Source organism: Paraburkholderia sp. MM5384-R2, assembly GCF_014201025.1.
GTDB classification, from domain to species: domain Bacteria; phylum Pseudomonadota; class Gammaproteobacteria; order Burkholderiales; family Burkholderiaceae; genus Paraburkholderia; species Paraburkholderia tuberum.
Genome location: NZ_JACHDI010000007.1, coordinates 123,842 through 149,913, shown reverse-complemented (window position 1 = coordinate 149,913; position 26,072 = coordinate 123,842). Strand labels below are relative to the sequence as shown.

Below are 26,072 nucleotides of genomic sequence, written 5' to 3'. Positions count from 1 at the left end.
ACAAAACAAAGCGCGAGTACGCCGTACTGCTGCGATTCCCACGCCATCCAGAACCAGAACGGTTGTCCTGCAAGTCCACAGATGCAGGCCCACTTCCGCCAGTGTTCGCGCCGGTCCTGCGAGAGGAAAACGCTCGCGGCACCAAGTACGCCGATTGCAATCTGTCCGATCACAGGGTCACCTCCACGTCTCAGGTCAAACGTTGTGCGTCCGTTCAGCGAGCGCCCGCGCCATGAACACCGGAACCCACCGGCTCGGGTCCGTTGTGCCCAACTCGGCGCGAACACGATTCATCAGTTCAACCGACCTGTCATTCGACGACAGCACGGCAACGAGCTCAGGCATGTCCGACATATCAAACGAGGCGCGCACACTGACTCCGTTGCCCTTCTTGATAAGCACCTTGAACTCCTCCGGCACGGCGCGCTCGATAAACTCGAACTCGCTCTGCGAAAAGTCGAGGTTATCGATGTAGTCCCGTCGATCGGCCTTGTCGTTCGCCAGATAGAAACTCGTCACCGCCTGGTTCTTCACAGCCGCCACGGGTCGATAGAGCGCGCTGGGCTCCGGCGTAATGAAGAGCGTCGCACAGTTGCGCCGGCGGAATGTTTCCCGGTATGTTTCGATCTTCTGTTGCCAGAACGGGTTGCGGATCAGCATCTGGGCTTCGTCCCACACGATGATTGCGGGTGATCCATCGAGCGACTGTTCGATACGATGCGTCAGATAGTTGAGCAGGACAGGAAGCTCCAGCTTCGCTTCCTTATCCTTCATCAGTTCCCGCATCTCATACCGGTAGTGACGGTGCGTTGTCACGTCGAGCGTGTCATGCTCGTTATCGAACACTGCGGCATTCGCGCCACCGCTGTGCCAAACCGCAATCGCCTGGTACAGGGCTGAATTCTTTGCGCCGAACCGCCAGGCGAGATTGCGCAGGCGCCGGTCTTCGAACCTGGTCAGTTGGTCGTTGAAGTTGTCATTGACCGCCGTCGCAATGCGTTCGATATCATCGACGGTAAGCACATAGCCGTAGCACGTCGCCATCATCTGCAGCAGCTCGCGCAGCATCGCGCGGTTCTGTTCGGTGTCGGGCATCTTGCAGGGATTGCCAAGGGATCGTGACAGGCTGAGTACGATGTCGGCGCCGCCCATCGCCTGCATGAACACGGTGCTCCCGTTCTCCCGGTCGAACCAGTGCACCCGCGGCTCGAACTTGTCGGCCTGGCTGGTGATTGTCGCGACAAGCAACGTTTTACCGGTCCCCGTTTTCGCGCCGAAGTTGCCGTGCGCGGGCACCATTCCTGGGCGCTCCTCATGCAGATTGAGGAAGTACCCGGTCTGCCCTTCCGTCGGCAGGACCATGAGGCATTCGCCCCAGAGGTTTCCGTCGAAACGCCCTTGCGGAAAGCTGTGCAGCGATGCAAAGCAGGCGAACTCGATCGTCTCGACCTTGCCGACGCGCCCGTTATGCCGCTTGCTGGCACCCGGTATCTGCGACCATACGGCGCGCTCCATGCCGGTCGTCTCGACAACCGGTTTCACTCCCCAGCTCTTGAAACACTCGCCGGCTTTTCCCACGGCATCGTCCAGCGCTTCGAGCGCCTTCAATGCGGCCGCCTGCGAGCGCCCTTCTACCGGCACGTGAACGAGGACACTCATGTGATGCGTGCCGAGCACGGCCTTGTTGGCCGCCTGCCGCATGCGCAGCGCAGTGATTTCCGCCGACATGCCGGCAGTGGTCCGGTCGTGCGACAGCCGGGCCTCACTGGTCGACGTCGCCATGCTGGCGTCAAGCTTGTCGATCGGGAAAAACTTCTGCGCGACGATCAGTTCGGCGGGCAGCCGCTGGAACCGGTCAGCCATGCCGGCCACCGCGCCATCCGGCCAGCGCGACATGGCGAGCACCTGTCCGATACGGCGATGGTTGAGCCCGTTGACCTCAAAGACGTCTTTCCCCAGGATCGGGTTGCGGCCGAAGTGCAGATACGAACTTGCAATCGCCTGGGCCAGGTTATATGAATCAGCCAGCACGAAACCGTCTTCCTGCGTGAGCAGATAACGTAGGAAACGCGCCATCTCACAGCAGGGTCCGACTTCCGTTTCGACCCGGCCCAGCCGGCGAGGCGCGTAGTGCGCCAGCGATTTCATCAGCGAGTTGACCTTCTCTTCTAGGTCACGCGCCTGCCGCGACTCCGTTTCAAGCCTGTCGTTGGCGCCGGAGGGCTTGAACGCATTGAATACGCGATCGAGCTGCCCCACCACTCCGCTGTAGTGCCGGTAGCGCACGATGGCAACATAGATTTCGTGCTGATACAACGACCGCGTCTGGAAACGCGCCTTCAGCTTTTCATTGAGGAAATCCGGAAACCAGTTCGAATACTTGCCGGCGGGCCACCGGTTGGCCTTGCGCCGGATCTCGTACACGTAGATGCCCACGTTGCTGTCAGCGATCGACTCCAGCGCAGTGTTCCGCTGATGCTTATACGCATCGACGCCGATGTCATCCAGCATTTCCGCGTAGAGTCCCTGCAGACGCACAATCTGCACCAGTCCGCTGTCGAGCGTGCGCAACGTATGGGCGTTGTAGTACGCGTTCAGGCCGAACGGAAGTTCGCGCGAGGCGTGCAGATCGGCCGCATCATCCTTGTCTGCCTCGCTCCGCTGAACGAATGGCGACGCGCCGAAATGACGATCAAGAAAGTCACCGAGGGGCATAGGTCTTCGCTCCGCCCCAGTATTTGAGGCTACGTGGCTTCGCCGTCGCGCCAAAACTCTGATACGCGACCGAGAACGCGAACATATCTTTCGCGGTGATCAGATAGGCGCCGATGACCAAGAAGGGCACGGCGAGCATCACCGGCCACCATTTGAGGAACATGAAGACAACCGCGGGCAATACGAACGAGCCGAGGAACAGCTCAGCCAGGCAGCCCCATATCATCCAGGGTTGCACCATGCCTTTCGGGATTTCGTGAACTTCACGCATGACCTCACCTCAGATCTGCGAGGAAGCGACGGATGCCGCATAACGGACGATGGAAGGGACCGCGAAGAATACAAATGAGCAGATAACTGCGATTACGGCACCCTTCATCGGAATCCAACCCTTCGGCACCCCGAGCACGCAGATGCCGAGAATCGCCATGAAGACATAGGGACCCGCGTCGACGAACAGCCAGCTAACGAAATCGCGAACCAGGCCAGTGCCGGTGCTGTAGTCCATCGCATTGGCGCATTCGGGGAACACCGCGGCAACGAACAACAGGATCAGCGTGGCCGCCGACTTTGTTTGAGAGCGCGTTAGCAGGGGGGGCTTGCTAAGCAAGAAGTGCTGAATTGCAGGGGCGAGCGTGAGCGCGCCTATAATGGCGGCAGCCATGGTTAGTCCTCACAGGGTTGCGAAATGGTCAGGTTGGTGTCAGTGTTGGTAGCACCGACATCAACCGCTCTTATCGCGCTCCGGGTGCCATCAACAACCTGGTCGGATCGCGATGGGAGCCAAGTTAATCCCGCTCTGACACCTCCTCCTGTCGGGACGTTGGCGACGCCGGTGCATCCGATGCGCATCCCCTGCAGACCGCCTCGTCTTCCAGTTCGGCCCGACGAGTGCGAAGCTCAACAACCAGCTGCGCATTTTTCGACCGCGTCTCCTGCTTCGCCCGCTCGATGAGCCAATCATTTAGCTCTCGGGGGAGTCGACACTGCGAGCGAACGATGTCACCCATTCCCTCTCCTCCAGTGCTTTACAGTCACTATTATATAGTGACATGTTGTCACTATATTCCAGCACCGTCATAGTGTCAAATGTCACTATGAAAGACAGCTACCGCTCACAATTCCGGCTACCGTGGTCCCTCTACCACCAGTTGAAGGAATCCGCCACGAAGAATCAGCGCCCACTCAACGCTGAGCTGGTCGCTCGTTTGGCGTCGACCTATCCCCAGCTCAGCGTCCGCGACGATACCGATGTCGACGAATTGCGTGAAACCGTCACTACAATGTCTCTCGCCGAGCTCATGACCCCAGACGAGATAACGATGTTCGCCGAACGCATGCTCGCTCTTGCCGCGCGCAAACGCACTACTAAGACAACACCGTAGTGACACTTTCCGACAGATGAGGTGACGAATTCAATAGGTCCACTTAGCCTTGCGGCCGCCAGCGGTTTATGCTAGTCGCTTGCCCTGGGCAGCCTATGGTTCATGACCGAGAACCAGAGCGGTGGAATTAACGCCAGGCCGAACATATGCAGATAGCCGCCAGGAAGCGCTCTGCCGGCCTGAACCAGGCGATCATAGGTATGCGTCTGCTCTAGATGGTGGCGAGTGTGAAGACCGTTATTTACGAGTAACCGGTTGGACAGCCAGAAATTAACATCCCATGCGACCTGATTGCCCAATTCATCGGGACTGCCACACAGACCATAGTGCTGCAGATAGCCGACCGTTTCTACGATGAAAACGGCGAGTATGCCCTGCCCCAAGTAGAAAACGGCCCCGCGCCAACCGCCAAACCACGCGAAAAGAGCCACTACTGCTACGCTGACCAGGACGATTGGCAGCAGCCTGTTTTCTCTCCAATGGCGGATCTGCCCACGCTCGTAAGCGATAGCGGATCTCAGCGCAGCGAAGAAGGAGCGGCCGACATGACACCAGACCGACAGGCCAACATGAGCCGTTGAGCCAAATCGCGGATCGCCGACATGCTCGTGATGGAGTTGATGTACGACTCGGTAGTGAGGGTATCCAGCGACTGCTAGCGCTACGTCGGAGATCAACCTCGACCGGCGCCCACCCCGGTGCATTACCTCATGAATGTGCGCCATTGCGAAAGCACTCACCACGCCGGAGGCAATTACCAGTCCGGCGAACTCCAGCGGTCTCGCGGTCACCACTCTGTCGAGGGCAACAAGCACCGCGATGCCCCAGACGCAAATGTAAGTGACCGGAATTGCGGGCCCGCCCGGCGCGTGGCTCGCCCTCCGGTTTGTGACTTCCACATCCTGGCCAATAAGCGCGTCAGCAGCCGGAACCACTGCAACCAAGAGAAGCAAAAACAGCCAGGGATACCCGAAAAAGAACAGTGCCGCCGCGGCCGCCGGTAATAGCGTCGACAGCCAGAACCCACCTTTACGGTTGCGCAAAGATGTCATTTTCTTCCGCAAACCGCACCGCCGCCGTAATGTGCGATACGCCAATCTTCTCGTTGATGCGCTGGAACTGCCTGTAGACAGTCGTCGAAGACACCTTCAGTTCGTCGGCGATTGCACCTGCATTAAAGCCAGATCGCACGAAGCCAATCAACTGCACGTCCTGTTGCGAAAGACCGCACTTTCTGATTGCATCTTCTCGCACTGCTCGCGACGACCAATCAAGAAGCTCCAGTACCAGGGCCCGGAAAAATGCCCTTCCCTCCCTGAGCTTCGGTTCACCCTCGTCGCGCCTCGTGCTCGAGCCAAGGTAGAGAGCTCCAATCCGCCCTTTCTCGCTGGCATGCGCAGGAATGAGGAATGCGCTGAGAAACCCGTGTTCCGCGGCCACTTCAAGCATCCGCTTTTGCCCAGCAGTCCGCACTGGCAACTCCGAGCCTAGCACTGGCGCCGTGTTCGATCGCGCGTAATCGAGACAGGGGTCCGTCAGATACCATCTATTTGCGTTGTACAGTTGACACCATTCGGGGCGGCAACCGATCAGGAATCGATGGGTGGAACGACCAGCTGAATGATCGGTAGGATGCAACGAAACGAACACGAACCATTCGGCCCCCTTCGATCGAATCGCGTCCCTAACAAGCGGTATCAACTCCAATTCATCCGCTGCGTTTATAACGGCATCAAAGCTCAGTTCCATTATGATCGATCCGTCTAGATTACTTTACCAACCCCACCTTCCCAGACAATGTTTCGCACTTCCATATAAATTACCCGCATCGCCGAATGATGCGGGTCCGAAAGCGCGAACTTTTCAAACTCGTCTTTTGATGAAACCGGCAAAATCTGAACCAGCATAAGTTCGTCGCCCTGAATCAGATACCTTTCCGCAATGAAGCCGCTTGGCACCTGATAGAGGCGAATGCCCACCTGCTCGACATCGGCGCTAATGGCTCGCTCATAGACCAGGTTCTTCATGATCCTCGCCTTCGATCTCGGGGCGATATCCGCACGCGCGACACGTTCGATCCTTGACTTCATGCTCAGACCGAGACGAAATCACATTGTCTGCCACACAGCTTTCGCACTCGAAAATCGACACGAAAAATTCCGCATGACAGGCTTCGCACTTCATCCGATGGACTTCGTTTTCCTGCAAGACTTCCCATCCATCATCACCGTGATCGACCCCACAAGAGGGGCACACAATGCTGATACATTCGCTCATAGTTTCCAATCCAACTAATCATCTTCACTCCGGCGAATCGCCGGGCCACCTCAAGCACCAGAGTGCTACCCCAGTCTTCAGCCCGTCCGTGCTGGATACGTATCGCGCGTTCGACTCGAACGCAGGCTTTGCACGTAATTGACGAACTGGTCTATCTCAGACTCGGCCATTCCGAGCCATGCGAATCGTATGGTTCCGGGCTCCCTCGGAAAAATTAAGTCAACGTCGATGCCGTGATGCTCGAGATACTGAAAGAAGACCGACAGATCATCGTCCTGCAACTGCTCCAGCCACGTGCGCACGCGCTCCAACTCGTCGCTGGTCAACTCCGCCGGCGATGTGTTCAGAACGCTCAACGCGAAGCGCGTTGGGCAGGGCGCTCGTGGGACGTAGTAAAGATCCCAGTGGTCCTGGTGCGCTGTGCGGGGATCGACGCCCAGTATGGGAAACGAGAGACCCTGCTCCTTCGCATCCTTGGCACGGCGAACCCACGGCCGACCGTCAGGGGAAGTTGGCCAAATGCGCTTCAGCTCATCAGCCCGGTACTTCTCGCGGGACGCCCAGATCTCTCCTAGCTCGCAGTACTCCCTCGATTGAGCGACCCGGTAAGCCGCATCGACAAGCGGACTGTCGTGCCAGTGCGCGAGCGGCCTGGTGCGCTCCGCTGCGTACATGCGCTGATGGTCATCCTCCAGATTTACGCCCGCCTCCTCGAACAGTCGGCGAAATAGCACCAGTGACCTGCGGAAATACTGGAATGCGCCATCTGACTGCGCATACAGGCGCTCCGGAAATGTTTGCGCGTTATCTGGCGCAACATGGCCGTTCGCCGCGTCCGTAATGCCCGTGACAAGCCAGAAAGCATAGTGTGGGAAAAGCCGCGCCAACGCCTCGATCATGTCGGGCGTCGGCCGTTGTCGGCGACGAAAAACCTTGCGCCAGCGCTGAACGGAAATACGGGTGTACTCCGTCAGCCGCTCCAGGTAGCCCCGGCCAGGCTCAGGCCGCGGGAGCAGAGAACCGGACGCCCTGCGAAGTGCCCCCTTCGTCCCTTCGTCTTCAATTGGAGCGAGGCGTGCCTGCTCATTCAGGAGCAAGATCATGCGGTCTTCGATCGTCGTCGTCATATTCTGAAGCAATCCCAATCAGTAAATCTGTCCCGATTAGATCAATTCATAAGATATGAACATACCGCCCTCCTCTCGCCTCCGCCAATTCAGTTACAAACAGAAACACAGAGAAATGCGCCCAGCATTAAAGGAGGAAATCTTTCTGCATCCCGGAGTTTCTTCCCAGCGACGATCTGGAAAATATGCCGCACTCCACTCCGTATCGCGGGCGATTGGCGATGGAGCGGCGTTAGCAAACTTGCGATAAGGGCCGTTTAGCCGAAGCGTTCAATGAGCCTATGTGCGACGGCGCGAAGACTGTCTGGCGACAGTTCCTGCAAGTCAATGACCGGTGCGTCTGCCAGTGCGGGATAACTGCGCCTTGTCGAACGCGCATAGGCAGGATCGTAGTGCGCGACCATGACCCGCTCGAACAATTCGGGTACTCGCCGTGATCTGGCCATTTCCTGCCACGCCTCAAACTCTTTGCCGCCGACAAGGTCCCGTAGAGGGGCGAGCTTCGATACGAAGGCGTCCGGATCTTGCTCGAAATGGTGATAGTCCTCTCGCCACAATATGACACGCTGGGCCATCGGCGTATTCACGCGGACAAGCGTGCCCTTCATATGCATCGTTTCGAGCAGCGCCGGCGGTAACTGTACGTTGCCAATCTTCTTGCTCTCTGCTTCGACCCACACCGGGCGACCGGGTGCGAAGGTACAAAGCTTCTGTTGCAGCAGGCTATCAAAGTATTTCTGTGTCGGCTGCCGCGTACCAGGTATCGCGCCGATGACCGAGCCCCGGTGAGACGCGAGCGCCTCCAGATTCAACACCTGCGCGCCGGCGGCTTCGAGTTGATCGAGCAAGCGAGTCTTTCCACAACCAGTCGAGCCTGACAGGACCACATACGAGAACTCACGCGGCCGCGTTGCCAGTTGTTCGTTGACCCACCGTCGATAGCCCTTCCAGCCTTCAGGCAGACGGTCCACCTTATAACCGATTGTATCGAGCGCATCAAACCAAAGTCGACTGCGCTTTCCGCCGCGAAAGCAATATACAAGCACCCTGCCATGACGCGGGCGGCCCGCAATTACGGTGTCAAGGTGACGCGAAATGTTTTTCAGCGAATAGGACACGCCTATCAGATATGCCCGCATTTTGTCGGTCCGATGCAGGGTGCCGACCTCGGCGTATTCGTCATTGCTGACCACGGGTAGATTGATTGCCCCAGGGATGTGATCCACGGCGTATTCGCGTTCGCTGCGGGCGTCGATGATAAGGTCGTAATCGTCGAATCGGTACATGCCCACCTACCCTGTAATTTTTGACGTACAACGAATGTTCTCTACGCCATCCGGGTAAGACTCAACGCGTCGAGCAATTGAGCGTCGGCGATGATGTGCGTGTACTGAAGGCCCGTCGCGCATATCGGATAGTTTCAAGAATTCTTTGGGTCACCCCGCCGACGGCTCAAACCAACAACGAGAGTGACTCCGCCAATATAGTTGTTGTGCAGCCTGGCGGGAAATCTCGCCGGCAGAGTCAGGAGTCGTCGGTGTCATCCTGCAGGACCGCCTCGTAGTCCTGTCCGCCGTAGAAAATGCCGATCACAGAGACCTGCTCCGCGTCAACGTCGAAGGCTATCACGACCCTCTTGCGGTAATTCGTGACGCGCAGGCCCTCACGAATGTCATCCCGGCGATTGCCTCGATGCGGAAACGTCCGCAACCCTTCGCAGTACGTAATGATCGAGCTGATATAGCGTTCTGCGATCACCGGCGAGGCGACGGCCGCAATGTAGCGATAAAGCTCAAGCAGCTGTTCCTGTGCTTCCGGTGTAAAAACGACGGTATAGGACATTACGCTTTTTCGTTGGCCTTGCGGTGTTCAGCGGCAAGCGACGCGCGTAGCTGGTCGACCCCGACGGCGCGAGACGGGTCAGCCTTCAGCGCATCGTAGGCGGGCGCGACCTGCTCGCGTAGCCAGCTTTCCACTGCACGGTCACGCGCGAGGAGCGCCCGGAGTCCATCGCGGATCACTTCGCTTTCCGTCGCGTATTCGCCAGCCGCCACCTTGGATCTGACTGCCTCGGCCATTTCGTTGGGCAGCGTGATACTGAATTGTTGGGTTGAGCGCACGGGAAATCCCCCTTCTGAGTGTAGGATTTAATCCTACACTCCGCCTTCGGCACCTGCAAGGCTTCCGCACGGCGACGCGCACCCGCACACGCTCACCGCGTCTGTGTGCACCAACGCCGGCAACTGTCACGCAGCAAGTTCTTCATCTCGGCAAGCCGTTCGCCTGCTGCCTCGGTGAGGATCCGGGGCATCGCGTGAGTGGGCTGAAGAAGCGGTGCCGCCTGACGGTCCTCTCTGCCCTGCCGCCGCGTGCCTTCGAAAGCCCACTCCGCGGAAACGAGCTATCACTGCACGCACTGGACATTCGGTATTGGCGAGGCTGCGTCGCATTGGCTTGCCGAATGCAAGTACCGATGGGAATCGTGCCGCACACGCTCTAACAGGGACAGAAAGCACCGCAATGGCGACGTCGTTGCAGCTCTGCTCCATGGAAGAGACGGACCGCTGTTCGAGGGAAATCCTCACCGTACTTTTCCAGATGTCGGTCGCAATAGACCATCACGACCAGCTATCGCGTAGCCACCCCATTCCCCGGCTCTGGGCTGACGAACTAAGTGTGTGTTTAGCGACCCTCTCCCAGCGCGTATGGACTTCCATGGCTCAGTGAATCGCGTTGGTCGAGGCCGACATCCCTTTCCCGTGCTTCCGTCCGGCCGACATGTTTTTCACTTTCTTCCTCAAAGCAGTATGGTTGGATCGCTTGTGGACTCCGCACACGAATATTCCACGCCGCGCAGCATCTCGGCATGGCTCGCCACTTCGCAAAACGGCGCTGCACTTTATTTGCTTTCCACGCGTCGTCTACATGCTCTTGTCGTGCCTTGTGGTGGAATCTTTCGGTGTCGAATTGATTCGTCGAGCTGACAAGGTCCGTCCCCGGACCGTCCCGTAGAACACCTCATTTATTTGGTTCCCGGAGGTTTAAACCTAAGTACTCGACGTGACACAAATCAGTCGTGACCCTACGCGGAGTGTTCGAAAACGACAACGCCCTTGATGTCTGCAGCAAGCTCGCCGACCCCTGCAAAAGTAAAGGATGCGGTTAAGCAAGATCGGCCGCAACGAAAAGAAGGCCTCAGAAAGTAGGAGGGTCGAATTGAATAGGAAAACATCCCTAAAAATCATCGGCTTAAAATTCTTAAGCTGCCGTCGCGGGCATAACGACCTGCAAACGACGACGGCGGCTGATTGATTGACGCACTAGCCCGCCCTTTCTTTGAGACCTAGAACATGGGGAGAGACGGTCATTGTTACGACCCTAATTCATAAGAACGCCCGCGGGATTTTCAACCTGATTCTAGCTTTTTGGCTCTGTGCCAGACTCAACGCGGGTTTCAGAGGGGTCGGAGTGCGCAAAGTTTACTTGCGTTTACCCGCCGCACAGTCTACATTGCACGGAATTCGACAGCCACAGGCACTTTTCCACCTGGCTGTCCAAAAGACCACGGAGAATCCTGATGACATCAACCACGCGTGCTTCTGACAGTTCTGTCGTCGACGAACCGCCGGGCGCGAAGCATCCGCAACCCGACTCGGGCCCGTTCTCGATCTCTGCGCCAGGCGATACCACAGCCGAAGATCTGCTTTTGCTCGCGAACCGTTCGACGGTGATGCTCAAGAAGATTCGCGACGAGATTCTGAAGCCCGAGCCGCGCAAGGTCCCCCCCCTCGTATCGTCGACTCGCGTCCAGGAAATGTGCGGCATCGACCGGAAGCGGATGGCCTACGCGTTGAACACGACCTCGCTTCCGCAAGGATCCCAAACCCGTCCCGGGGGTGTCCGGTCGTTTTCCGTTGAAGAAGCGATAGCGTGGGTTAAGGCCGAGCTGAAACCGACACCGCGCCGCGGACGGGGCAAGGTTATCACTGTCGCCAACTTCAAGGGCGGCGTTACCAAAACCACGACTTCGACGTTGCTCTCGCAGGGTCTGTCGATGCGCCGTGGCCGGAAGGTCTGCCACATCGACCTCGATCCGCAGGGGAGCGCAACGACCCTGTACGGGTACAACCCGCACGCCGAAATCAACGAAGAAGACACCGTCATCCCGCTGATTCAAGCGTATGTGGACGGGACAGAGTTTGACATGCGCACTTTGCCTGTCAAAACCTATTGGCCGAACCTCGATCTTATCCCCGCCTCGCCACAGTTGTTCAATGCCGAGTTCATGTTGCCGGCGCGCGCGAACATGGCGAAGGAGGGCGATCTGCGGTTCGAGCAGGTGCTGCATCGTGGACTGGAATCCCTGACCGAGGAATACGACTACATCATCATCGACACTGCTCCGACGCTCAGCTACCTGACGATCAACGCGGTATTCGCCGCCAACGGCGTGATCGTGCCGGTGGTTCCGGACATGCTCTCGTTCGCGTCGATGGTCCAGTTCTGGCATCTTTTCTCTGATCTGATCACCGGGATGGAGGAGTTTGGCGATACCGAGAAAAAGCGATTTGAGTTCGTGGATGTGCTGGTTACCCGAGTGGCCCCTAATAAGGCAGCCACGCGAGTTCTGCAGCAGTGGATCGCGAACCTCTACGGCTCGCGCGTGATACCAGTCGAGATTCCGGAAACCGATCTCGCGCGCAATACCAACCTCCATTTCCAGACCATCTACGACATCGACAAGTACGAGGGAGGGCTGGAAACACTTCGCCGGATCCGCAATCCGATTGACCAGTTCGTGGACTTTGTCGACGAGAAGGCGAGCGCTTCGTGGGTGATCGGAGGTCTGGCATGAGCGCGCTGAAAGACAGGATGGCCAAAGGGCTGGCGATCATGCTGACGGAAGAGGACGAGGCGGCAGCCGCGTCCATGAAGCCGAGCATGCCGACCACCGGTCCCGGCCAGACGATGCAGATCACCGCACTCAGAAAGCAGATCGAGGACCTGAAGGGCGAACTTGCGAAACGCGACGGCGCCAACGGGGCGACGGAAGCGCGCCTGAAAGAACTGGAACAGCAGCTCGCATCGGCTGCAACGGATGTCGAGATTTCAAGGTTGGTTGAAGTCCCCGGTAGACGCCGATATATGTCTCCGGAGAAGAAGCTCGAGTTACGCGAAAACCTTCGACATAACAAACTCGTTCACCCGATTGTCGTGCGTCTTATGGCAAACGGCGGACTCGAGATTGTCTCGGGTCACAACCGGGTCGACCAGTACAAGGAATTGGGGCGGGACAAAATCCGGGCCGTGTTTGAAGAGTCGACCGATGATGAAGCAGCGGCCAGTGCGTTCTACGCCAACCTGCTGCAGTCTGACCTGACCGACTATGAGAAGTATCGTGGATTCAAACAAATGCAGGAGCGTTTTCCCTCGATCACCCAAGCCAAGATGGCGGAGCAGTCGGGGATCTCCGAAGCCATGATTTCGTACATTCTGGCGTTCGATGATTTGCCGCCAGAGGTCATTACGACCTTGGAACAGCAGCCCGCGCTGATCGGGTCGATGGCCGGAAAGACACTGGCGGGCTTGGCAAAAACTGGGCGGACTGCCGAAGTGATCGCAGCAGTGGCCCAGCTGGCCGAAGGGAAAATCGATCAGTCTCAAGCCGTCAAACTTGCCTCCGCGAAACCAGCTAAAGCAGCAACGTCAGCGGAGACAGTGAAGATCAAGGCGGGGAAGGCGGATTATTGTGTGATGCGCCGAGCCAGCAATGTCGTGCGCCTGCAATTCAAGTCCGACGATGAGGCAAGGCGTGTACAGGCTGCACTCCAGAAGGTGCTAGAGGCCGAAAGTGCAGTGTTCACAGCGGCGCAGAGGGATTCATAAACCACAATCCCTTTAGAATCATAGACTTAAAAATCTTAAGTCGGAACTTTGGAGATCAGGATGATCTGCTGACCTAGAAAAACAAAAGCCTCCAGTTGGAAGCTGGAGGCTTTTGAATTTACGGGCTTGACTAACTGCATGTCGGTCCGTGGCACTCTCCCGACGCCAATCGGGCGAGAAGTACGAAAAGGTGAGGACCAGAACGTACGGCTCTGAGTGTAGCGGATGGATCAAGTCAGTCAAGTTTTTTCAAATCCATTTTCGAAAATGGAAGTGACTTGCTATGGCTATCGCGCAACATCTCGTTGCTTGCGAGGTTGGACTTCGTCCCGTGCCTCCTGAGAACGCCGAAACCCCCTCTCTTGCTGCCGTTGCTCTTAGCTCTGACTCGATCAATCTGCCGTGGATCATTCTGCGAGCGGTTCATCGCGCGTCGCGCCTTGATGGCGTCCCTGCCCGTGCCCGCTCCGTTCTCGCTGCCCTCGCCCGCACCGTCGATGCGTCGAACCCATACGGTCATATCTACGCACGCCGTGAGCTTCTCACCGAGCGCGCGATGCAATCTGAGCGGACCTTCTACCGTAGCCTCCAAGACCTGGAAGCCGCTGGACTGGTCGAGCGAGCGCAACAACGTCGTTACGGCCACGCCGGCCTTTTCGGTCGCGCGTACCTGCATCTCACTGAACGTGCAGCGACCATCCTCGGCCTCGTCGCCGTCGCCGCTGCGCCCACCGAAACCAACGACGCACCCCCAGAGGATTCGGTCTCTGCCGACCCGGTTAGGACTTTTCCCCATCGGTCTGCCACATTGGCAGACGGTGGTATATATAAGGATCTTTCCCCAACTGCTTTTCAAAAGAGACAACCGGGGCACGTGCCTGCGGACCTTCAGCGTCTGCGGCCCCTGGGTTTTCAGAAATTTCTGATTTTCAAACTGATGCGCGAAGCGCGGGAGCAGGGCAAGCGACTCTCTGATGTTGTCGAGGCAACCTGGGAGCACCTCAAAAAAGCCGACCGACCGATCTGCTATCTGCAGGCCCTGCTTCGCAGCACCGCTGACTTTGAATTCCAGATCCGCAGTCGCAATGCCGAACGCAACGCCATTCGCGCTGCGGCCGAGGAACGGCAAACAGCTGAGGCGCTGGTGGCCCAGTTCGCCGGTCAGTCGTTCGTGGATACGAATGGTGAGCGCAAGCTCGTGATTGATGCTGACGGAATGTCGCTGTCGGTCTACAGCGTGGAGGAGGGCGTGGCGCGCCGGGAGGCCGGGGCGTGGCAAGCCCGTTTTGCGAAGGCTTTGCGTGCAGGTCAGATCCGGGTGGCCACCGCGGCGGACCTCGAAGCGTTCGCCCAGACGCGTCGTCAGATGAGCGCACCCATCTGGACGGCTGCCGACGTCCCCCGCGTCGCAACGGCGGCTGTCACCGACCACCTGGCGCTTTTGCGCGGTGCTCTGAGCCGGTTCGCCCCGGCTCGGACGAGAGTGGTCTGAGCGGATCGCAGGCGCGAGATGAGCAGATCAACCCCTGCTGTCGAGGTGACTCGCAGGCGGTCGTTTGCGGCGGAGCAGGTGCCACGAAGCCGTTCATCCGCACGCTGCCTTGGGGCCATGGCGATCCGTTCGAAAGAAACAGGATGTGGACCGCTACCGGGCCGCGCGTGCTCGGGCCAGGGCTGTCGCCAGTGCGCGCTTCAGTGGCTCGTCGTCGACGTACTGGTTGAAGGTCCGCAGGTCCGAATGACCCATGTTCTCGAGCGCGGCGCGCGCATCCAGCCCGTTGCTGACGGCTGCCGCCAGTCCCTTTGCGTAGGAATGGCGCAGCCAGTGGGTTGATGCGGTCTCGAACCGTTCCGCGTCGATGCGGCGCCGGTGCGCACGGGCGTAGGCTAGGGCCTCGTCGCACAGACCGGTAATGAGGTTCCAGACGCTGGTGCGACTGCGTAGCCCTTTCCATATTCCAAATCTGGTGCGCCTGACTGACAGCAGCAGCGGCAGTGTCTCGTCCGGGGCAGGTACCGGCGACAGTCCGTATGCCATCCGGTACGCCTGCAGCGACAGCGCGATCTCGTCACACGGTACCCAGCGCGCCTTGCCGCCCTTGCCGTGTTCGACGCGCAGCAGCCACTGGAAGGGCGGGGCGTCCGGAAACTCCCGGCGCAATTCCGCCGGAACGGGCTCGATTTTCACGTGGCCCATCCTGCACCGGACCGCTTCCGTCGTCCGCAGCCCGGTCCGCTCGAACAGGTCGACCGCAAACATGTCGCGCGCCTTCGCGAGGCATGCCTCGCGTGAGGGTTCGGGGCGGGCGGCGATCGCCTCGCGCAGCAGCGCGGTGTCGTCCGGCGACAGGAAGCGCGCCTGCTTTTCCGGGAGGCGCCGGCCAACCGCCGGCAGACCCGCGGCCGGGTTGCGCTGCAGATAGCCGACGTCGCGCAGCCAGTCGAACAGCGATGTGACGATTTTCTGGGTCTGGCCAGCCGAGCGGTCCGACAACGGCCCGAGAAATGGCCGCCAGTTGGGCGAGCCCCGTCGCACGCCCGGATTGCGGATCGCCCATGGCGCGGGTGCGTGCAGGAAGCCGATGAAGGCCGTGAAGTCGTCGAGGGTCCAGGCGGAGATGAGTGTGCCGGTTCGCCCCGCATACCAGAACAGCCGCTCCGCTTCGGTGCGGTACTGGGCAAGCGTCGCCGGCGAAAGCCGGCCGCGGCCGCTCGCCTTCGCGGCGAGCCAGCGGCCGACGACGTCCTCGTCCGTGAGGCCCGGCGGCAGGATCGGACTGTCGAGCCGGTTGGGCGAGCCGGCGGGCCGGCTCGTAACGGCTGCGGGCCGGCCGGTGATTGCGCCGTCGAAGTCGGGGCCGCTCATCGGATCGCTCCGAACATCAGGTCAGTCGTTCCGTCGAAGTCGCCTGTAACGCAACTAACGATCAAGCCCGCTGGGTTCGCACCGGCCGCCACCTGCCGCACACGCCAGCCAGGCGAAGGCCGCGTCCGCGGCAGCATCATGCGTCCGGTCTGGCGCTCTGACGTCAGCGGCCCGGGATCGTAGTTGCCGGGACGAACCGACTCGCGTGCCGAGGCGGCCTGGCATAGCGCGTCATGAGCGGGCGTCTGGAAATCCGGCCGAGCGGTCGGCGCGGGCGTGACGACACAGGCGAAGAGCGGTCCGCCCTCGCTCCGAAGGACGCCGGGCAGGAGGCCGCGCTCGTGCGGGCCGCTCCCGTCTTCCGTCCGTTGAAGTAAAAGAAACAGCACCGTCGGAAGCGCGACCGTCCTATTTATAAGGCTTCGGCCGCGCCTTGCTTCCAGATTCGCTTGCGGTCGAAACGAAGCAAAAGTTCGAAATCGCGAAAAGTCGAAGTAAATGTTATAAACTTAGGACTATTAAATGGCTACCTGATGCAATGGCCTTGACTCGCGCCTCCGCCTGCATCGCCATAGAGGGCTCGCAGCAGCCGTGAAACGTTCGTGAACAAAAGGTGTATCCGCCCGACCGCCGTCTACCAAGGCTTTGCTGGGCGACTGCATGAAATGTTTCACGGGAAAATCGGCATACTGCCACCTGGACGCGTTTCGTTGCGGTCTTTCCTGCTTAGCTCAAGCTACGCGGCGGGAGTCGACACGCCGAACGTATGGTTCATTACGTAAAGTGTAGTATCCGTACACCGACGCTTTTTGCGCCTTCCGGGAGATAAGAGGGTCCGTGAGCTGTCGGCAGCGCGAGTGCGTGATATCGCCGGTGCGGGGCGCCGACTCACTCCTTCTCGCTTTCCCCCGGTTTTGTACTACAACTCCATAGTCGTCTCAGGAAACTGGGGGCCGCAATGGCCAACCCGCGGTACGTCTGCCCAGTCGACGATGCGCGTCCCTACGGAGTGCATCGCTACGATGTCTATGGCCTGAAGATCGACCGTCGCCTGACATTGTTCGGCCATCGAGCGTTGAACGCGTGGCTGCAGCTTGAGTTCGATCCCGGTATCGTCAGCTATTGCGAACGCCCGCTGCGTGCTCCGGGTGCGTTGCCAGCTCGTCGGATAGATTTCTGGGCGAAAGCCAATGACACCGAGCGCCTTCTCATCCTGCTTCGGACTTCGGAACGGCAATGGACCACAATGCCCCCGCGCTGGTTCGCGGCATTCGAAGTGTGGGCCGCGAAGTCCCGAATGCAGGTTTGTCTTGTCGAGCCGGAAGAAGCGGCGACAGGTGAAGTACTGCGTCGCAATCAGGCCACCATACTTCACCACGTTGCGGCAGGGCACGCTTTCGTCTCGGAAAGGATGAAGCAGCACGTGCTTGACTCGAGCGAGAGAGGCGGGAGCCTGCTTGAGCTCGAAAGCAGACTGTTCCCCCAGGACCCCGTGTTGGCACGGACTGTCGCATTCATGCTGGTCCTCGACGGTCGCCTGCGCTGTCCAACTCTTGCCCTCGAGCTAATCGGTCGACATACCCTGCTGGTGCGCGGATGAAGACGATGGCCTTCGGCGACCTTCGCTTCGACCGGCAATCGATCCCAGAGGAATTGCGTGAAATTGCGAAGTGGCCATCCGCAGATGACAGCGGCCTGTCCAGTGCCGATCGTGATCTGCTGCGAAGGCGCATTCAGGCGATAACGCTCTTTATCGACCAACAGACATCGTTGCGTGAAATCGGTCGCTTGACCGGAATAAGGTTCAACGATCTCTACAGGCTTTTTGAGCGGTGCGGCGCGGTTCATGACGATGGGAGGATTTTCGGTGTGCGCGCACTGATCCCCTACAGCCATATTCGCGGGTACCAGCGCACGGCCGTTGTCGTTCTTTCCCGCGACGGCGCCCGAGGCGGGGCGACCGGGGCGTTCGCACAACTGTTGGAACGATATCCGGCGATCTCGCAATGGATCGAACGCAAAGTCAACGAGCGCGGCCGAAAGAATGGCGGACGACGCGAGGTACTGAGAAGTCTGCGGCGTCTGCATCGCGATTTTCTCGACCAGTGCCGGCGGGCAGGTGTTGGGGGAAACGACTATCCGTTCAATCAGCAGCAACTCGGCGAGCGTTCTCTGGCGACTTATATTCGACGCCTCGCAGACGGGCATTTTGATGGATCGGCGCAGGCAGCCGGCGCAGCACAGATCGGCCATCCCTGGCACGATAGTGGCGAGCATGTGCGCAAGCCCGTTGCCCGGCCATTTGATGTTGTCGAATTCGACGGTCACAAGATCGACCTGCGCATCACGCTAAGAATCGATGACCCGCTCGGCTTCGAGACCCTTCTCGCGCTTCACCGGGTCTGGATCCTGATACTGCTTGATGTCGCGACGCGTTCGGTAATCGGCTACAGCCTCGCGCTGGGTAGGGAATACAACAAGGACGATATCGCTGAAGCGTTGCAGGCGACCCTGAAGCCCCATGAAACGCGGGCGTACCGCATTCCCGGCTTGCGCGTGCGCGCAGGTGGCGGGTTTCCCTCAGAAGCTATCCCCACGACTGCCTGGGCGTGTTGGGATACCTTGCGGTTCGACGCTGCGAAGGCGCATTTCGCGAAGGCGACGCTTGATCGACTGACTGGCGTGGTCGGCTGCTGGACCGATAACGGGCCGCTTTGCGAAAAAAATGAGCGAGCGTTCGTCGAGCGGTTCTTTGACCAGATCGCGTCTCACTTTGCGCATCGGCTGCCCGGAACAACGGGACGGGCGCCGCAGGCGGTGGAACGCGCGCTCAATGACGTGGGCGGGAAGTTGTCGCTGCTGATGAGTCTTGATGAACTCGAAGATGTCATTGACGTGGTGCTCGCCGATTACAATGGCGAACCGCATACCGGCCTGGGCGGTCGCACACCGCTCGAGGCGATGCGTTTTCTTCTTGAACGCGGTTCCGGTCTCATCCAGACGTTACCCATTGCCCGCCGCAGCACATTGTGCCTGCTGCAGGAGGCTCGGGTCATCACGATACGCGGCAGTGCGAAGCGGGGCGTACGTCCGCACATCAACTTCGAGTACGTACGCTACTCCAACAGTGTCCTCTCAAGTAATGCATCGTTGATCGGTCAGCAGTTGCGTGTCTACTTCAATGTGAAGGACATCCGGCATATTCATGCCTTTTTCATGGATGGTTCTGAAGTGGGCATGCTGACCGCAGTACGGCCGTGGTGTTTTTCCCAGCACTCGTTGCGTGTGCGACAGGAAATCTTCAGACTCGTCCATCAACGCAAGATGGCGTACCGGGACGGAGAAGACCCGGTCGAGGCGTGGTTCGCCTACAAGAAGTCCGAAGCGACCCATCACCAGCGCAGTGCAAACGATCTTGCCCGCATGCTTACGGATCGGGCGAAGTCACACACGACGGGAACGGCTTCCTCCGCCCCGGCATCACCGGACACTCTGCCGCAACCTCCGGCGACTCAGAGGGAAAGGCAATCACGTATCGCCCGGCCAGCGCTCCGACTGACGCAGATCTTCACGTTTTCCTGACGGCATGCTTCGCTCGACGACGCGTCCTCTTGCGCCCGACGCCCATCCGCTGCTGAACCGGGGCTACATGGTGCCGACGCCATCGATCGGCGCGATGTACATGTGTATTCTCCGTTGCATCCGGCGTGGCATATCCGGCGCCATGATCTACGGGCATACCCGTTGGGGGAAGACGTATGCGATCCGGTACTGCGAGCGCCTGCTGCGCGACGAGTTGCCCCGAGTCGCGATCTTCCATCTGGGCATGCCGCAAAACCCAAGCCGTTCAGAAAGCCTGTTTTTTGGAATGCTTCTGGCGGCCGCCCGGCATGAACGTCCCGACAGTGGCTCGGCCCTGCAGCGACGTTTCCGTCTTTACAACAGGCTGACCGAAATCGTGGAGCGTGCGTCGGGTAAATCGCTTGTGGTGTTTGTTGATGAGGCCCAACGTCTCGAACTTGAACACTACGAGTGGCTGCGCGACGTGCAGGACGAGATGGAACGCCGGGGCATCCGGATGTACACGTTCCTGGTGGGTCAGCCGAGCATCCTGAATCGCAAGACGTCATTCAGACAGAGCATCGATACGTCGCAGATCGTGTCGCGGTTCATGATCGAGGAGATGCGCTTCCAGGGCTTCCAGTCTCCCGCAGATCTCGAAGTATCCCTCAGCGCGTACGATGAGTCGGTGTTTCCGGAAGGAAGCGACTGGACGTTCACGAGGTTTTTCCTGCAGCGTGCCTACGACTCAGGCTTTCGGCTCGGACATCAGAGCGAGCTGGTTTGGGAAGCGTTCGGCCAGGCGCACAGGAAGGCGCGCTTCGATTTCACGATGGAACTGCCGATGGAATATGTCGCCCGTGCGGTGGAAATCGTGCTTGGCGATAACCTGGAACATGATGCGCCGGGATTCGCGTTCAGTCCGGCATTGTGGGCGCTGGCCGTGGAGGAGTCAGATTACTTCGCGGCGCTGGAGGATCTGCGCATCGTGTTTGTTGACATGCCGGCCGGTCCATGAAACGGCGCTTCGACATCCTGCTACCACTCGCCCATGAAGCTTCGTCGTCGGAATGGTGCTGGCGGGACGACTGGAATGTATCCGGACAGTCCGCCTTTATGCTGCTCGCCAAATTCCAGCAGCTCAACAGCCTGTCATGTACAGCGGTCGCGATGATGTTCCTGCGTAACCGTGGCACATCGAGACTTCAGCTGGATGTTGATTTACGCGATGCGGAGAAGTTCGATCTCGTTCAGATGTCGAACCTGATGCGCATGTCCCTACCGGATGTCGCCGCTGCCTTTCCGCAACGCTTCCAACGGACCGGTGCGACGTGCGGTCCTTCGCTACGCTGGTGTACGCAGTGCGCGTCGAAAGGTGTCCACCTTACCGTGTTCCAGTTCACCCGCTGCAATACGTGTCCTCTTCATGGTTGCGCCCTTCGTGACCGCTGTGCGCAATGCGGGCAGGCGATGATCGTGTATCGCCTGCGGGCCAGCCTTTTTCGCGCGCCGTTCAGTTGTCCGTCGTGCGGACATGATTGGGCGCCGGCGCTTCGTAGGCTTGACGACCGCGCTTTACGATTGTCTCCCGCCTATCGACATAGCACGGCACAGGGTCTTGGCCGGGGCTGGTTTGGACGCCGGTCTCCAAACGTAGCGCGACTGTTGCGATTGTCCAGTCAAACCGCAAAACGGCTTTCATGGCTCGCTTCGGCGCCGCATTGTGGGAGCGGCCTGGACCCGGGCGAGGATTTCTGCCAGCGGGTCGTTCGGGGCGAGACTGACGCCAGCCGGCATCTACTGGCGCTGTATTACGACCGTGACTGTGCGTACGGGAACGGCGCGCCCCGTTCACATCCCGGCGAGGATATAACGATCGACGCGCTCGCCTGCTACAAGGCGATAAAGCGGTACGTCCTTCGCTCTGTTGGACGCGGGCATCGCTCATGTTCTGTCAGCGCAGCCCGCCATTTGACGTGGTGCCTTGATGCCAGAACGACGACGCCGTTCTGTCCGGTTGCGCACGCACTACTCAGATGGCGAACAAAATGGGAAGGCGTCCGCATTCCATCCCATCTGTTAGCCCGGAGTGAACACGGGCCGCTGGGCATTCTGGTCTGGCTCTCGCTTCTTGCGCCGGTTGGCCTCGCACACTGGAGCACGGCAGCGGACCGCTGGGTAATTCTTCATGCGCTCGCACAGGCCTGTCTTGACAGCTTTAATTGCTATCTGCGGGAAGCCGACGACGGGACCGGCAGTTCGGGGCCTGTGTGGATGCCGTTTCCCGTGGTGGACTTTCAGGAACGGGAATGGGTGGTGCTGGACCGGGATTCGGAAGGGAAGGCCGAGCCTTTACGATTGATCGTCGCCCGTGGTCGAACTGACCGCATCGCCGAAAAAGCAAAGCCACAGGTCAATGGCGAACATCACCGGCAGCGGCATCTGCTCGCGCTGAATGAAGACACGGCGCCATCAGAACGGCTGATTATGCCCACATGGCGCAGACGCGACGTGAGTTCCGACAGCGACCTTGCAGTGACCGACCCCTTGCGTGTGCATCGTAATGGCGACATCAGTGTGACTGCGATGGTGGTGGCAGTCCTGTTGGCATCAGATGCCGAATAGGGCAGGCGAGGAGGCTGCCTGGGCGTCGTGCCTTGTTTTGCTTCCAGAGCGGAGCGATGAGCGCTGGAGCAATCGGTCGCTGAGATCGACACCGAATGCCGGCTCAGAGGAGCGGTACCGCCCATACTGAACAATCTGGACGCCGACCGTATCGGGATTGCATAGCGGTTTTATTAAGGATGCCGAATGATGTGCGTGGTCATTCGTGTTTGGACGGATAGTCGGCCTCCAAGCCTATCGTTTCCGCAGCGGCACGCGCAGAGGTCCGGCTGGAGCCGTCCCGCTTTCCCGTGAAATTGCAGTACGGCTGCGAAATCCGCATTTCACCAGTTCAGGCGATGCTTCTCTTCTGTCTCGCGGTGACGGGTATCGTCGTCGCTATGAAGATAGATGCTCGTCGTCGAAATCGATGCATGTCCAAGGTTGTCTCGCACGAGTCGCAGATCGAGGTTGCCGTCGGCCATGTGGGACCCGGCACTGTGCCTCAGCCAGTGTGCGGATGCGCGCTCGAGATGCGTAGCACGCGCGGCATAGTCTTCACCGCGAAGCCTTAATTTGTCCGCTGCGCCAGCAAAGATGCCTTTGATGATCGAGTGCAGCGCGGCCCGCGTGAGAGGCTTCATGGATTTGCCGAGCGGCAACACCAGCGGCGTGTCCTCGCGCGAGGACGGGAGTGGCGCAAGCCCGCGCGCGCGCCGGTAGCGCGCGAGTTCGACCATCATCTCAGCGGAGGCGGGAACGAGTCGTTCCTTGTGTTAGCGGCGGTGTAGAAGCGCCATTAGATGGCGGCGCAAGGTTGAGTAGAAGCGTCAACAACAGGGGCGGTTATGGGCCGCTGTTGTTGGGTGATGGACATCAGAATGGATCGTCGATGTCGCGAGGGTGAGGATTGTCGGGAGGCGCGCGCTGTTCGTGCAGCAGGTCGTTTAGCGGAATCTGATAGTGCGAGGCGATACGCTCGCGTAGATCGTCGATGAGTTCCACGACGGCGAGCGCCTGATCTGCGGACCAGTTCTCCGGGATCAGGAAGTCCAGCCCGTGAGTGATGCCCGAAGGCAGGTGAAGGCGCTTCATGATTTCTTCTTCTCCAGGCGTGCCGCGCTGCGTTTCTTTGCGCGCTGCTCGGCCCGTTCACGTGCCTCCTTCACCCGGTAGGACTCGCCTTCGATCGCGACGACTTCGGCGCGATGCACCAGCCGGTCAACCAGCGAGACGACGCAGGCGGCGTTCGGAAACACCTCCGACCATTCTGCGAACGGCCGGTTTGTGGTGACCACGGTGCTCGCTGCGCCATACCGGCGGCTGATCAGCTCGAACAGCAGGTCGGCGTGGCGATTCGAGTAGGACAGGTATCCGACCTCGTCAATTACGAGCACGTCAGGCGTGGCGTACCGGTGCAGCCGCCGGCGTAACGCTGAGTCACTGTCAAGCGCGGCGAGCTCACCGAGCATCTGGCCAGCAGTTGTGAACAGCGCCGTGTGCCCGTTGACGAGCGCCTGGTAGGCGAGGTTCAGCGCCAGGGTCGACTTGCCCACGCCGTTCGGGCCGATCAGTACAACGTTGGCGGTGTCCCTGACGAACTCGAGCGACATCAGTTCTTCGACGGCGGCCCGGTCGCAGCGCGTGGGCCAGGCCCAGTCAAAGTCGCACAGCGGTTTGAAGCTGCCCAGATGGGCGTCCCGGATGCGTCGCTCGAGCGAACGGCGGGCACGCTCGTCCTCTTCCCACTGCAGCAGCGGCGCAACCCAGCCGGCGTCAGTGAGATCCGGCCAATGCGCCAGCAGCCCGTACAGGCGCAGGGCGTTCGCGCGCTCCTGCAGGTTCTCAGGCGAGCTCATCAGTACCTCCCGTTATCTGGTCGTAGATGTCGAGCCGGTGAGGGGTCACCAGCGTGTCCTTGCTACGCACGTGCTCGGGCAGGTTCACCGTCACTGGCGGCGGTACCTTGCGCGACCCGCGCCGACGCTCCAGCGCCAGACGCACCGGATTCTGGTGAGGCGCGGCATCGCTGGCGAGCGTTTCCTCGATCGCTGCCTGCAGTTCCGCTGCACCATAGCGGTCGAGCAGCCGCAGCAGGTGAGCGGTGATATTGCCCAGATTGGCGCCGCGTTCAGCCGCGCGCAGCATGAGTGTGTGACTGGCCGGCGCTGCGCGGGCGAGATGGTCGAGGCCGCGATGGTGACGGGCTTCGCGTTTGCGTGCAACGAGGGCGTCGATGTGCGCGGCAATCTCGATCTGCGCGCCGCGATCGTAACTGCGCACATGGGTTGCAAGCAGATCGGCGCCGTCGAGAATGCGCACCTGCCGGGGATCGGCCCGGACCGTGAGCACGCGCCGCACGTGGGTATACGGGATCGTGTAGTCGTTCAGATCGAAGCGCACATACGGCTGCTTGCCGACCTTCACGGCCAGTTGCAGTTCGCAGGGATACGGGTTCTCCGGCAAGGTAAGCAGGCTTGGCTGCTCGCGGGCGAAGGCTTCACGCACCGTGATCGTGGGCTCTTCCCGGCAGGGACGATCCGCCGCCATGCCCGCGCACCATTGCGCGGCCTGGATGTTCAGATCGTCGAGATCGGCGAACTTGCGCGCGGCAAAGAAATTCTCACGTACATACCTGATAGCTCTTTCGACGCGTCCCTTCTCGTTTCCTCTGGCCACTGCCACTGGACGGGGCTCGAAGCGATGATGAGCGGCGAACGCGAGAAGCGTCGGGTTGAAGCGGATCGCATCACCCTGACGCTCGAGCACAGCGCTCCTGAGATTGTCGTAGAGGAGGATCCGTGGCAATCCGGACCACGCCGCGAACGCGCCGGCGTGGCCTGCCAGGAAGCTGTCCATGCGGGCATCGAGGAAGAAGCGCAGATAGATCTGCCGCGACCACGACAGCACCATGACGAAGGCCATCAGCGGCCGGCGAGCGCGCCCGATCTGCAGGTGATCGAAATGGGCCCAGTCAACCTGGCCCTGCTCTCCAGGCAAGGTGCGCAGCCGCAGATAAGCCTCTGGTGTAGGACGCGGACGGTGTACCGCGATCAGGTGCCGGAAATGATGAGGGTTGCCACGGTAGCCGCGCTCGGTGACCATCGCATACAGCCGGCTGGCCGTGAGCGACGGAAACCTCTTGAGCGTGTCATGGATAAACGGCAGGTAGGCATCGATCTGCGAAGGTCTGAGCATCCCGCCGACGCGGGGTAGACCGGCCTGCGCCAGCACGCGCTGGACCGTGCCACGGTGCACGTGCAACTGCCGTGCGATGGTGCCGCAGCGCCACTTCTCGACGTGGTAGTAGCGCAGGATCTGCGCCTCGAGTTCAACTCCAATGGTCATGGGTCACTTCCTGTGCAGTAGATAGTAGTGCGAACATCACGGAAGACCCGACGGCGTAGTGGCCCGAGGCGCACGAAGTCCGGACAGACGCAGTGGCAGAAATGGCAACGCTCAGGCATAGCTGGGGCGGTGGCGGACACCGCCGCTGTTGCCGCCGACGTCGTCGAAGTCGGTGCCAGTAGAGCATCGGCGGCAGGTACAGCGGAACCCTGATGCGTCACTTTATTCTGGCGGCTGCGATAGCGGCGCATCCGTTCGGCATGCGCGAAGCGGCCGTGACGACTGCGCTGATAGCGCTGGCCG

General features: G+C 59.9%; 23 protein-coding genes and 1 pseudogene. 9 read left to right on the top strand and 15 right to left on the bottom strand.

Translation table 11 applies throughout. The features are described from left to right. Window positions 1-195: 195 nt before the first annotated feature. Genes HDG37_RS14315 through HDG37_RS14305 form a run of 3 tightly spaced genes read right to left on the bottom strand, consistent with a single transcriptional unit; the run spans window position 196 to window position 3,379 of the window. Window positions 196-2,715 carry an AAA family ATPase gene (locus HDG37_RS14315; protein ID WP_184048464.1) on the bottom strand — a complete coding sequence of 840 codons (2,520 nt, stop codon included), beginning with the start codon at window positions 2,713-2,715 and terminating at the stop codon, window positions 196-198. Continuing rightward, the gene (locus HDG37_RS14310; protein ID WP_091810183.1) at window positions 2,702-2,986 is read right to left on the bottom strand and encodes a VirB3 family type IV secretion system protein; all 285 of its coding nucleotides are present in this window, start codon (window positions 2,984-2,986) and stop codon (window positions 2,702-2,704) included. The genes HDG37_RS14315 and HDG37_RS14310 overlap by 14 nt, the downstream gene beginning before the upstream one ends. A 9-nt stretch (window positions 2,987-2,995) precedes the next feature. Next, window positions 2,996-3,379, bottom strand: coding sequence for a mating pair formation protein (locus tag HDG37_RS14305; protein ID WP_184048461.1), 384 nt, complete (start codon window positions 3,377-3,379; stop codon window positions 2,996-2,998). A gap of 433 nt (window positions 3,380-3,812) precedes the next feature. On the opposite strand from HDG37_RS14305, the gene HDG37_RS14300 reads away from it, so the two are divergent. Next, on the top strand, window positions 3,813-4,100 hold the full coding sequence (locus HDG37_RS14300; protein WP_132384326.1) for an Arc family DNA-binding protein: 288 nt from the start codon (window positions 3,813-3,815) through the stop codon (window positions 4,098-4,100). A 71-nt stretch (window positions 4,101-4,171) separates the two neighbouring features. On the opposite strand, the gene HDG37_RS14295 is transcribed toward HDG37_RS14300, so the two are convergent. Genes HDG37_RS14295 through HDG37_RS14285 form a run of 3 tightly spaced genes read right to left on the bottom strand, consistent with a single transcriptional unit; the run spans window position 4,172 to window position 6,127 of the window. Continuing rightward, the gene (locus HDG37_RS14295) at window positions 4,172-5,152 is read right to left on the bottom strand and encodes a fatty acid desaturase (RefSeq protein WP_184048458.1); all 981 of its coding nucleotides are present in this window, start codon (window positions 5,150-5,152) and stop codon (window positions 4,172-4,174) included. Then, window positions 5,130-5,849 carry an autoinducer binding domain-containing protein gene (locus HDG37_RS14290; protein ID WP_184048455.1) on the bottom strand — a complete coding sequence of 240 codons (720 nt, stop codon included), beginning with the start codon at window positions 5,847-5,849 and terminating at the stop codon, window positions 5,130-5,132. The genes HDG37_RS14295 and HDG37_RS14290 overlap by 23 nt, the downstream gene beginning before the upstream one ends. A 14-nt stretch (window positions 5,850-5,863) precedes the next feature. Then, a complete protein-coding gene (locus tag HDG37_RS14285) occupies window positions 5,864-6,127 on the bottom strand; it encodes a hypothetical protein (protein WP_184048453.1) in 264 nt (87 codons plus the stop codon). Here HDG37_RS14285 and HDG37_RS14280 point away from each other — a divergent pair. Continuing rightward, a complete protein-coding gene (locus tag HDG37_RS14280) occupies window positions 6,126-6,395 on the top strand; it encodes a hypothetical protein (protein ID WP_184048451.1) in 270 nt (89 codons plus the stop codon). The two genes, HDG37_RS14285 and HDG37_RS14280, sit on opposite strands and share 2 nt — an antisense overlap. 59 nt (window positions 6,396-6,454) lie before the next feature. Here the strand turns inward: HDG37_RS14280 and HDG37_RS14275 are convergent, their stop codons facing one another. The 4 genes from HDG37_RS14275 to HDG37_RS14260 form a co-directional block, all read right to left on the bottom strand. Then, on the bottom strand, window positions 6,455-7,504 hold the full coding sequence (locus HDG37_RS14275) for a hypothetical protein (protein ID WP_184048448.1): 1,050 nt from the start codon (window positions 7,502-7,504) through the stop codon (window positions 6,455-6,457). 257 nt (window positions 7,505-7,761) lie between these two features. Further along, window positions 7,762-8,790 carry a tRNA 2-selenouridine(34) synthase MnmH gene (mnmH, locus tag HDG37_RS14270; RefSeq protein ID WP_184048445.1) on the bottom strand — a complete coding sequence of 343 codons (1,029 nt, stop codon included), beginning with the start codon at window positions 8,788-8,790 and terminating at the stop codon, window positions 7,762-7,764. A gap of 238 nt (window positions 8,791-9,028) precedes the next feature. Continuing rightward, complete coding sequence (locus HDG37_RS14265) at window positions 9,029-9,346, bottom strand: type II toxin-antitoxin system RelE/ParE family toxin (protein WP_184048441.1); 318 nt, start codon at window positions 9,344-9,346, stop codon at window positions 9,029-9,031. After that, window positions 9,346-9,624: a type II toxin-antitoxin system ParD family antitoxin gene (locus tag HDG37_RS14260; RefSeq protein WP_132384320.1), complete on the bottom strand. Its 279-nt coding sequence runs from the start codon at window positions 9,622-9,624 to the stop codon at window positions 9,346-9,348. Before HDG37_RS14260 ends, HDG37_RS14265 begins: the two co-directional genes overlap by 1 nt. Window positions 9,625-11,081: 1,457 nt before the next feature. Between HDG37_RS14260 and HDG37_RS14255 the strand changes: the two genes are divergently transcribed. The 3 genes from HDG37_RS14255 to HDG37_RS14245 all read left to right on the top strand — a co-directional run bounded on the left by HDG37_RS14255 (window position 11,082) and on the right by HDG37_RS14245 (window position 14,882). Beyond that, complete coding sequence (locus HDG37_RS14255) at window positions 11,082-12,359, top strand: ParA family protein (protein ID WP_184048438.1); 1,278 nt, start codon at window positions 11,082-11,084, stop codon at window positions 12,357-12,359. Further along, the gene (locus tag HDG37_RS14250) at window positions 12,356-13,390 is read left to right on the top strand and encodes a ParB/RepB/Spo0J family partition protein (protein ID WP_184048433.1); all 1,035 of its coding nucleotides are present in this window, start codon (window positions 12,356-12,358) and stop codon (window positions 13,388-13,390) included. The genes HDG37_RS14255 and HDG37_RS14250 overlap by 4 nt, the downstream gene beginning before the upstream one ends. 283 nt (window positions 13,391-13,673) lie before the next feature. Beyond that, the gene (locus HDG37_RS14245; RefSeq protein WP_184048431.1) at window positions 13,674-14,882 is read left to right on the top strand and encodes a hypothetical protein; all 1,209 of its coding nucleotides are present in this window, start codon (window positions 13,674-13,676) and stop codon (window positions 14,880-14,882) included. A gap of 153 nt (window positions 14,883-15,035) precedes the next feature. Here HDG37_RS14245 and HDG37_RS14240 read toward each other — a convergent pair whose 3' ends face one another. Further along, window positions 15,036-16,256, bottom strand: a complete 1,221-nt coding sequence (locus tag HDG37_RS14240; RefSeq protein ID WP_184048428.1) for a tyrosine-type recombinase/integrase — start codon at window positions 16,254-16,256, stop codon at window positions 15,036-15,038. A gap of 958 nt (window positions 16,257-17,214) precedes the next feature. On the opposite strand from HDG37_RS14240, the gene HDG37_RS14235 reads away from it, so the two are divergent. Genes HDG37_RS14235 through HDG37_RS14220 form a run of 4 tightly spaced genes read left to right on the top strand, consistent with a single transcriptional unit; the run spans window position 17,215 to window position 22,442 of the window. After that, window positions 17,215-17,856: a hypothetical protein gene (locus HDG37_RS14235; protein WP_184048425.1), complete on the top strand. Its 642-nt coding sequence runs from the start codon at window positions 17,215-17,217 to the stop codon at window positions 17,854-17,856. Then, the gene (locus HDG37_RS14230; RefSeq protein ID WP_184048422.1) at window positions 17,853-19,838 is read left to right on the top strand and encodes a hypothetical protein; all 1,986 of its coding nucleotides are present in this window, start codon (window positions 17,853-17,855) and stop codon (window positions 19,836-19,838) included. Before HDG37_RS14235 ends, HDG37_RS14230 begins: the two co-directional genes overlap by 4 nt. Window positions 19,839-19,842: 4 nt before the next feature. After that, window positions 19,843-20,835, top strand: a complete 993-nt coding sequence (locus tag HDG37_RS14225; RefSeq protein ID WP_184048419.1) for an ATP-binding protein — start codon at window positions 19,843-19,845, stop codon at window positions 20,833-20,835. Continuing rightward, window positions 20,832-22,442, top strand: a complete 1,611-nt coding sequence (locus HDG37_RS14220; RefSeq protein ID WP_184048417.1) for a hypothetical protein — start codon at window positions 20,832-20,834, stop codon at window positions 22,440-22,442. The genes HDG37_RS14225 and HDG37_RS14220 overlap by 4 nt, the downstream gene beginning before the upstream one ends. A gap of 323 nt (window positions 22,443-22,765) precedes the next feature. Here HDG37_RS14220 and HDG37_RS14215 read toward each other — a convergent pair. The 4 genes and pseudogenes from HDG37_RS14215 to istA all read right to left on the bottom strand — a co-directional run. Beyond that, window positions 22,766-23,194 (bottom strand): annotated as a pseudogene (locus HDG37_RS14215) (tyrosine-type recombinase/integrase); the annotation flags it as partial. A 103-nt stretch (window positions 23,195-23,297) separates the two neighbouring features. Continuing rightward, window positions 23,298-23,516, bottom strand: coding sequence for a hypothetical protein (locus HDG37_RS14210; protein ID WP_184048415.1), 219 nt, complete (start codon window positions 23,514-23,516; stop codon window positions 23,298-23,300). Continuing rightward, window positions 23,513-24,280, bottom strand: coding sequence for an IS21-like element helper ATPase IstB (istB, locus tag HDG37_RS14205; RefSeq protein ID WP_184048413.1), 768 nt, complete (start codon window positions 24,278-24,280; stop codon window positions 23,513-23,515). The genes HDG37_RS14210 and istB overlap by 4 nt, the downstream gene beginning before the upstream one ends. After that, complete coding sequence (gene istA / locus HDG37_RS14200) at window positions 24,267-25,769, bottom strand: IS21 family transposase (protein ID WP_184048411.1); 1,503 nt, start codon at window positions 25,767-25,769, stop codon at window positions 24,267-24,269. Before istA ends, istB begins: the two co-directional genes overlap by 14 nt. Window positions 25,770-26,072: the final 303 nt, after the last annotated feature.

Coding starts and splice junctions, on each gene's coding strand:
- HDG37_RS14315 (WP_184048464.1), bottom strand. CDS start 2,715: ATGCCCCTCGGTGACTTTCTTGATCGTCATTTCGGCGCGTCGCCATTC.
- HDG37_RS14310 (WP_091810183.1), bottom strand. CDS start 2,986: ATGCGTGAAGTTCACGAAATCCCGAAAGGCATGGTGCAACCCTGGATG.
- HDG37_RS14305 (WP_184048461.1), bottom strand. CDS start 3,379: ATGGCTGCCGCCATTATAGGCGCGCTCACGCTCGCCCCTGCAATTCAG.
- HDG37_RS14300 (WP_132384326.1), top strand. CDS start 3,813: ATGAAAGACAGCTACCGCTCACAATTCCGGCTACCGTGGTCCCTCTAC.
- HDG37_RS14295 (WP_184048458.1), bottom strand. CDS start 5,152: ATGACATCTTTGCGCAACCGTAAAGGTGGGTTCTGGCTGTCGACGCTA.
- HDG37_RS14290 (WP_184048455.1), bottom strand. CDS start 5,849: ATGGAACTGAGCTTTGATGCCGTTATAAACGCAGCGGATGAATTGGAG.
- HDG37_RS14280 (WP_184048451.1), top strand. CDS start 6,126: ATGATCCTCGCCTTCGATCTCGGGGCGATATCCGCACGCGCGACACGT.
- HDG37_RS14285 (WP_184048453.1), bottom strand. CDS start 6,127: ATGAAGAACCTGGTCTATGAGCGAGCCATTAGCGCCGATGTCGAGCAG.
- HDG37_RS14275 (WP_184048448.1), bottom strand. CDS start 7,504: ATGACGACGACGATCGAAGACCGCATGATCTTGCTCCTGAATGAGCAG.
- mnmH (WP_184048445.1), bottom strand. CDS start 8,790: ATGTACCGATTCGACGATTACGACCTTATCATCGACGCCCGCAGCGAA.
- HDG37_RS14265 (WP_184048441.1), bottom strand. CDS start 9,346: ATGTCCTATACCGTCGTTTTTACACCGGAAGCACAGGAACAGCTGCTT.
- HDG37_RS14255 (WP_184048438.1), top strand. CDS start 11,082: ATGACATCAACCACGCGTGCTTCTGACAGTTCTGTCGTCGACGAACCG.
- HDG37_RS14250 (WP_184048433.1), top strand. CDS start 12,356: ATGAGCGCGCTGAAAGACAGGATGGCCAAAGGGCTGGCGATCATGCTG.
- HDG37_RS14245 (WP_184048431.1), top strand. CDS start 13,674: ATGGCTATCGCGCAACATCTCGTTGCTTGCGAGGTTGGACTTCGTCCC.
- HDG37_RS14240 (WP_184048428.1), bottom strand. CDS start 16,256: ATGAGCGGCCCCGACTTCGACGGCGCAATCACCGGCCGGCCCGCAGCC.
- HDG37_RS14235 (WP_184048425.1), top strand. CDS start 17,215: ATGGCCAACCCGCGGTACGTCTGCCCAGTCGACGATGCGCGTCCCTAC.
- HDG37_RS14230 (WP_184048422.1), top strand. CDS start 17,853: ATGAAGACGATGGCCTTCGGCGACCTTCGCTTCGACCGGCAATCGATC.
- HDG37_RS14225 (WP_184048419.1), top strand. CDS start 19,843: ATGCTTCGCTCGACGACGCGTCCTCTTGCGCCCGACGCCCATCCGCTG.
- HDG37_RS14220 (WP_184048417.1), top strand. CDS start 20,832: ATGAAACGGCGCTTCGACATCCTGCTACCACTCGCCCATGAAGCTTCG.
- HDG37_RS14210 (WP_184048415.1), bottom strand. CDS start 23,516: ATGAAGCGCCTTCACCTGCCTTCGGGCATCACTCACGGGCTGGACTTC.
- istB (WP_184048413.1), bottom strand. CDS start 24,280: ATGAGCTCGCCTGAGAACCTGCAGGAGCGCGCGAACGCCCTGCGCCTG.
- istA (WP_184048411.1), bottom strand. CDS start 25,769: ATGACCATTGGAGTTGAACTCGAGGCGCAGATCCTGCGCTACTACCAC.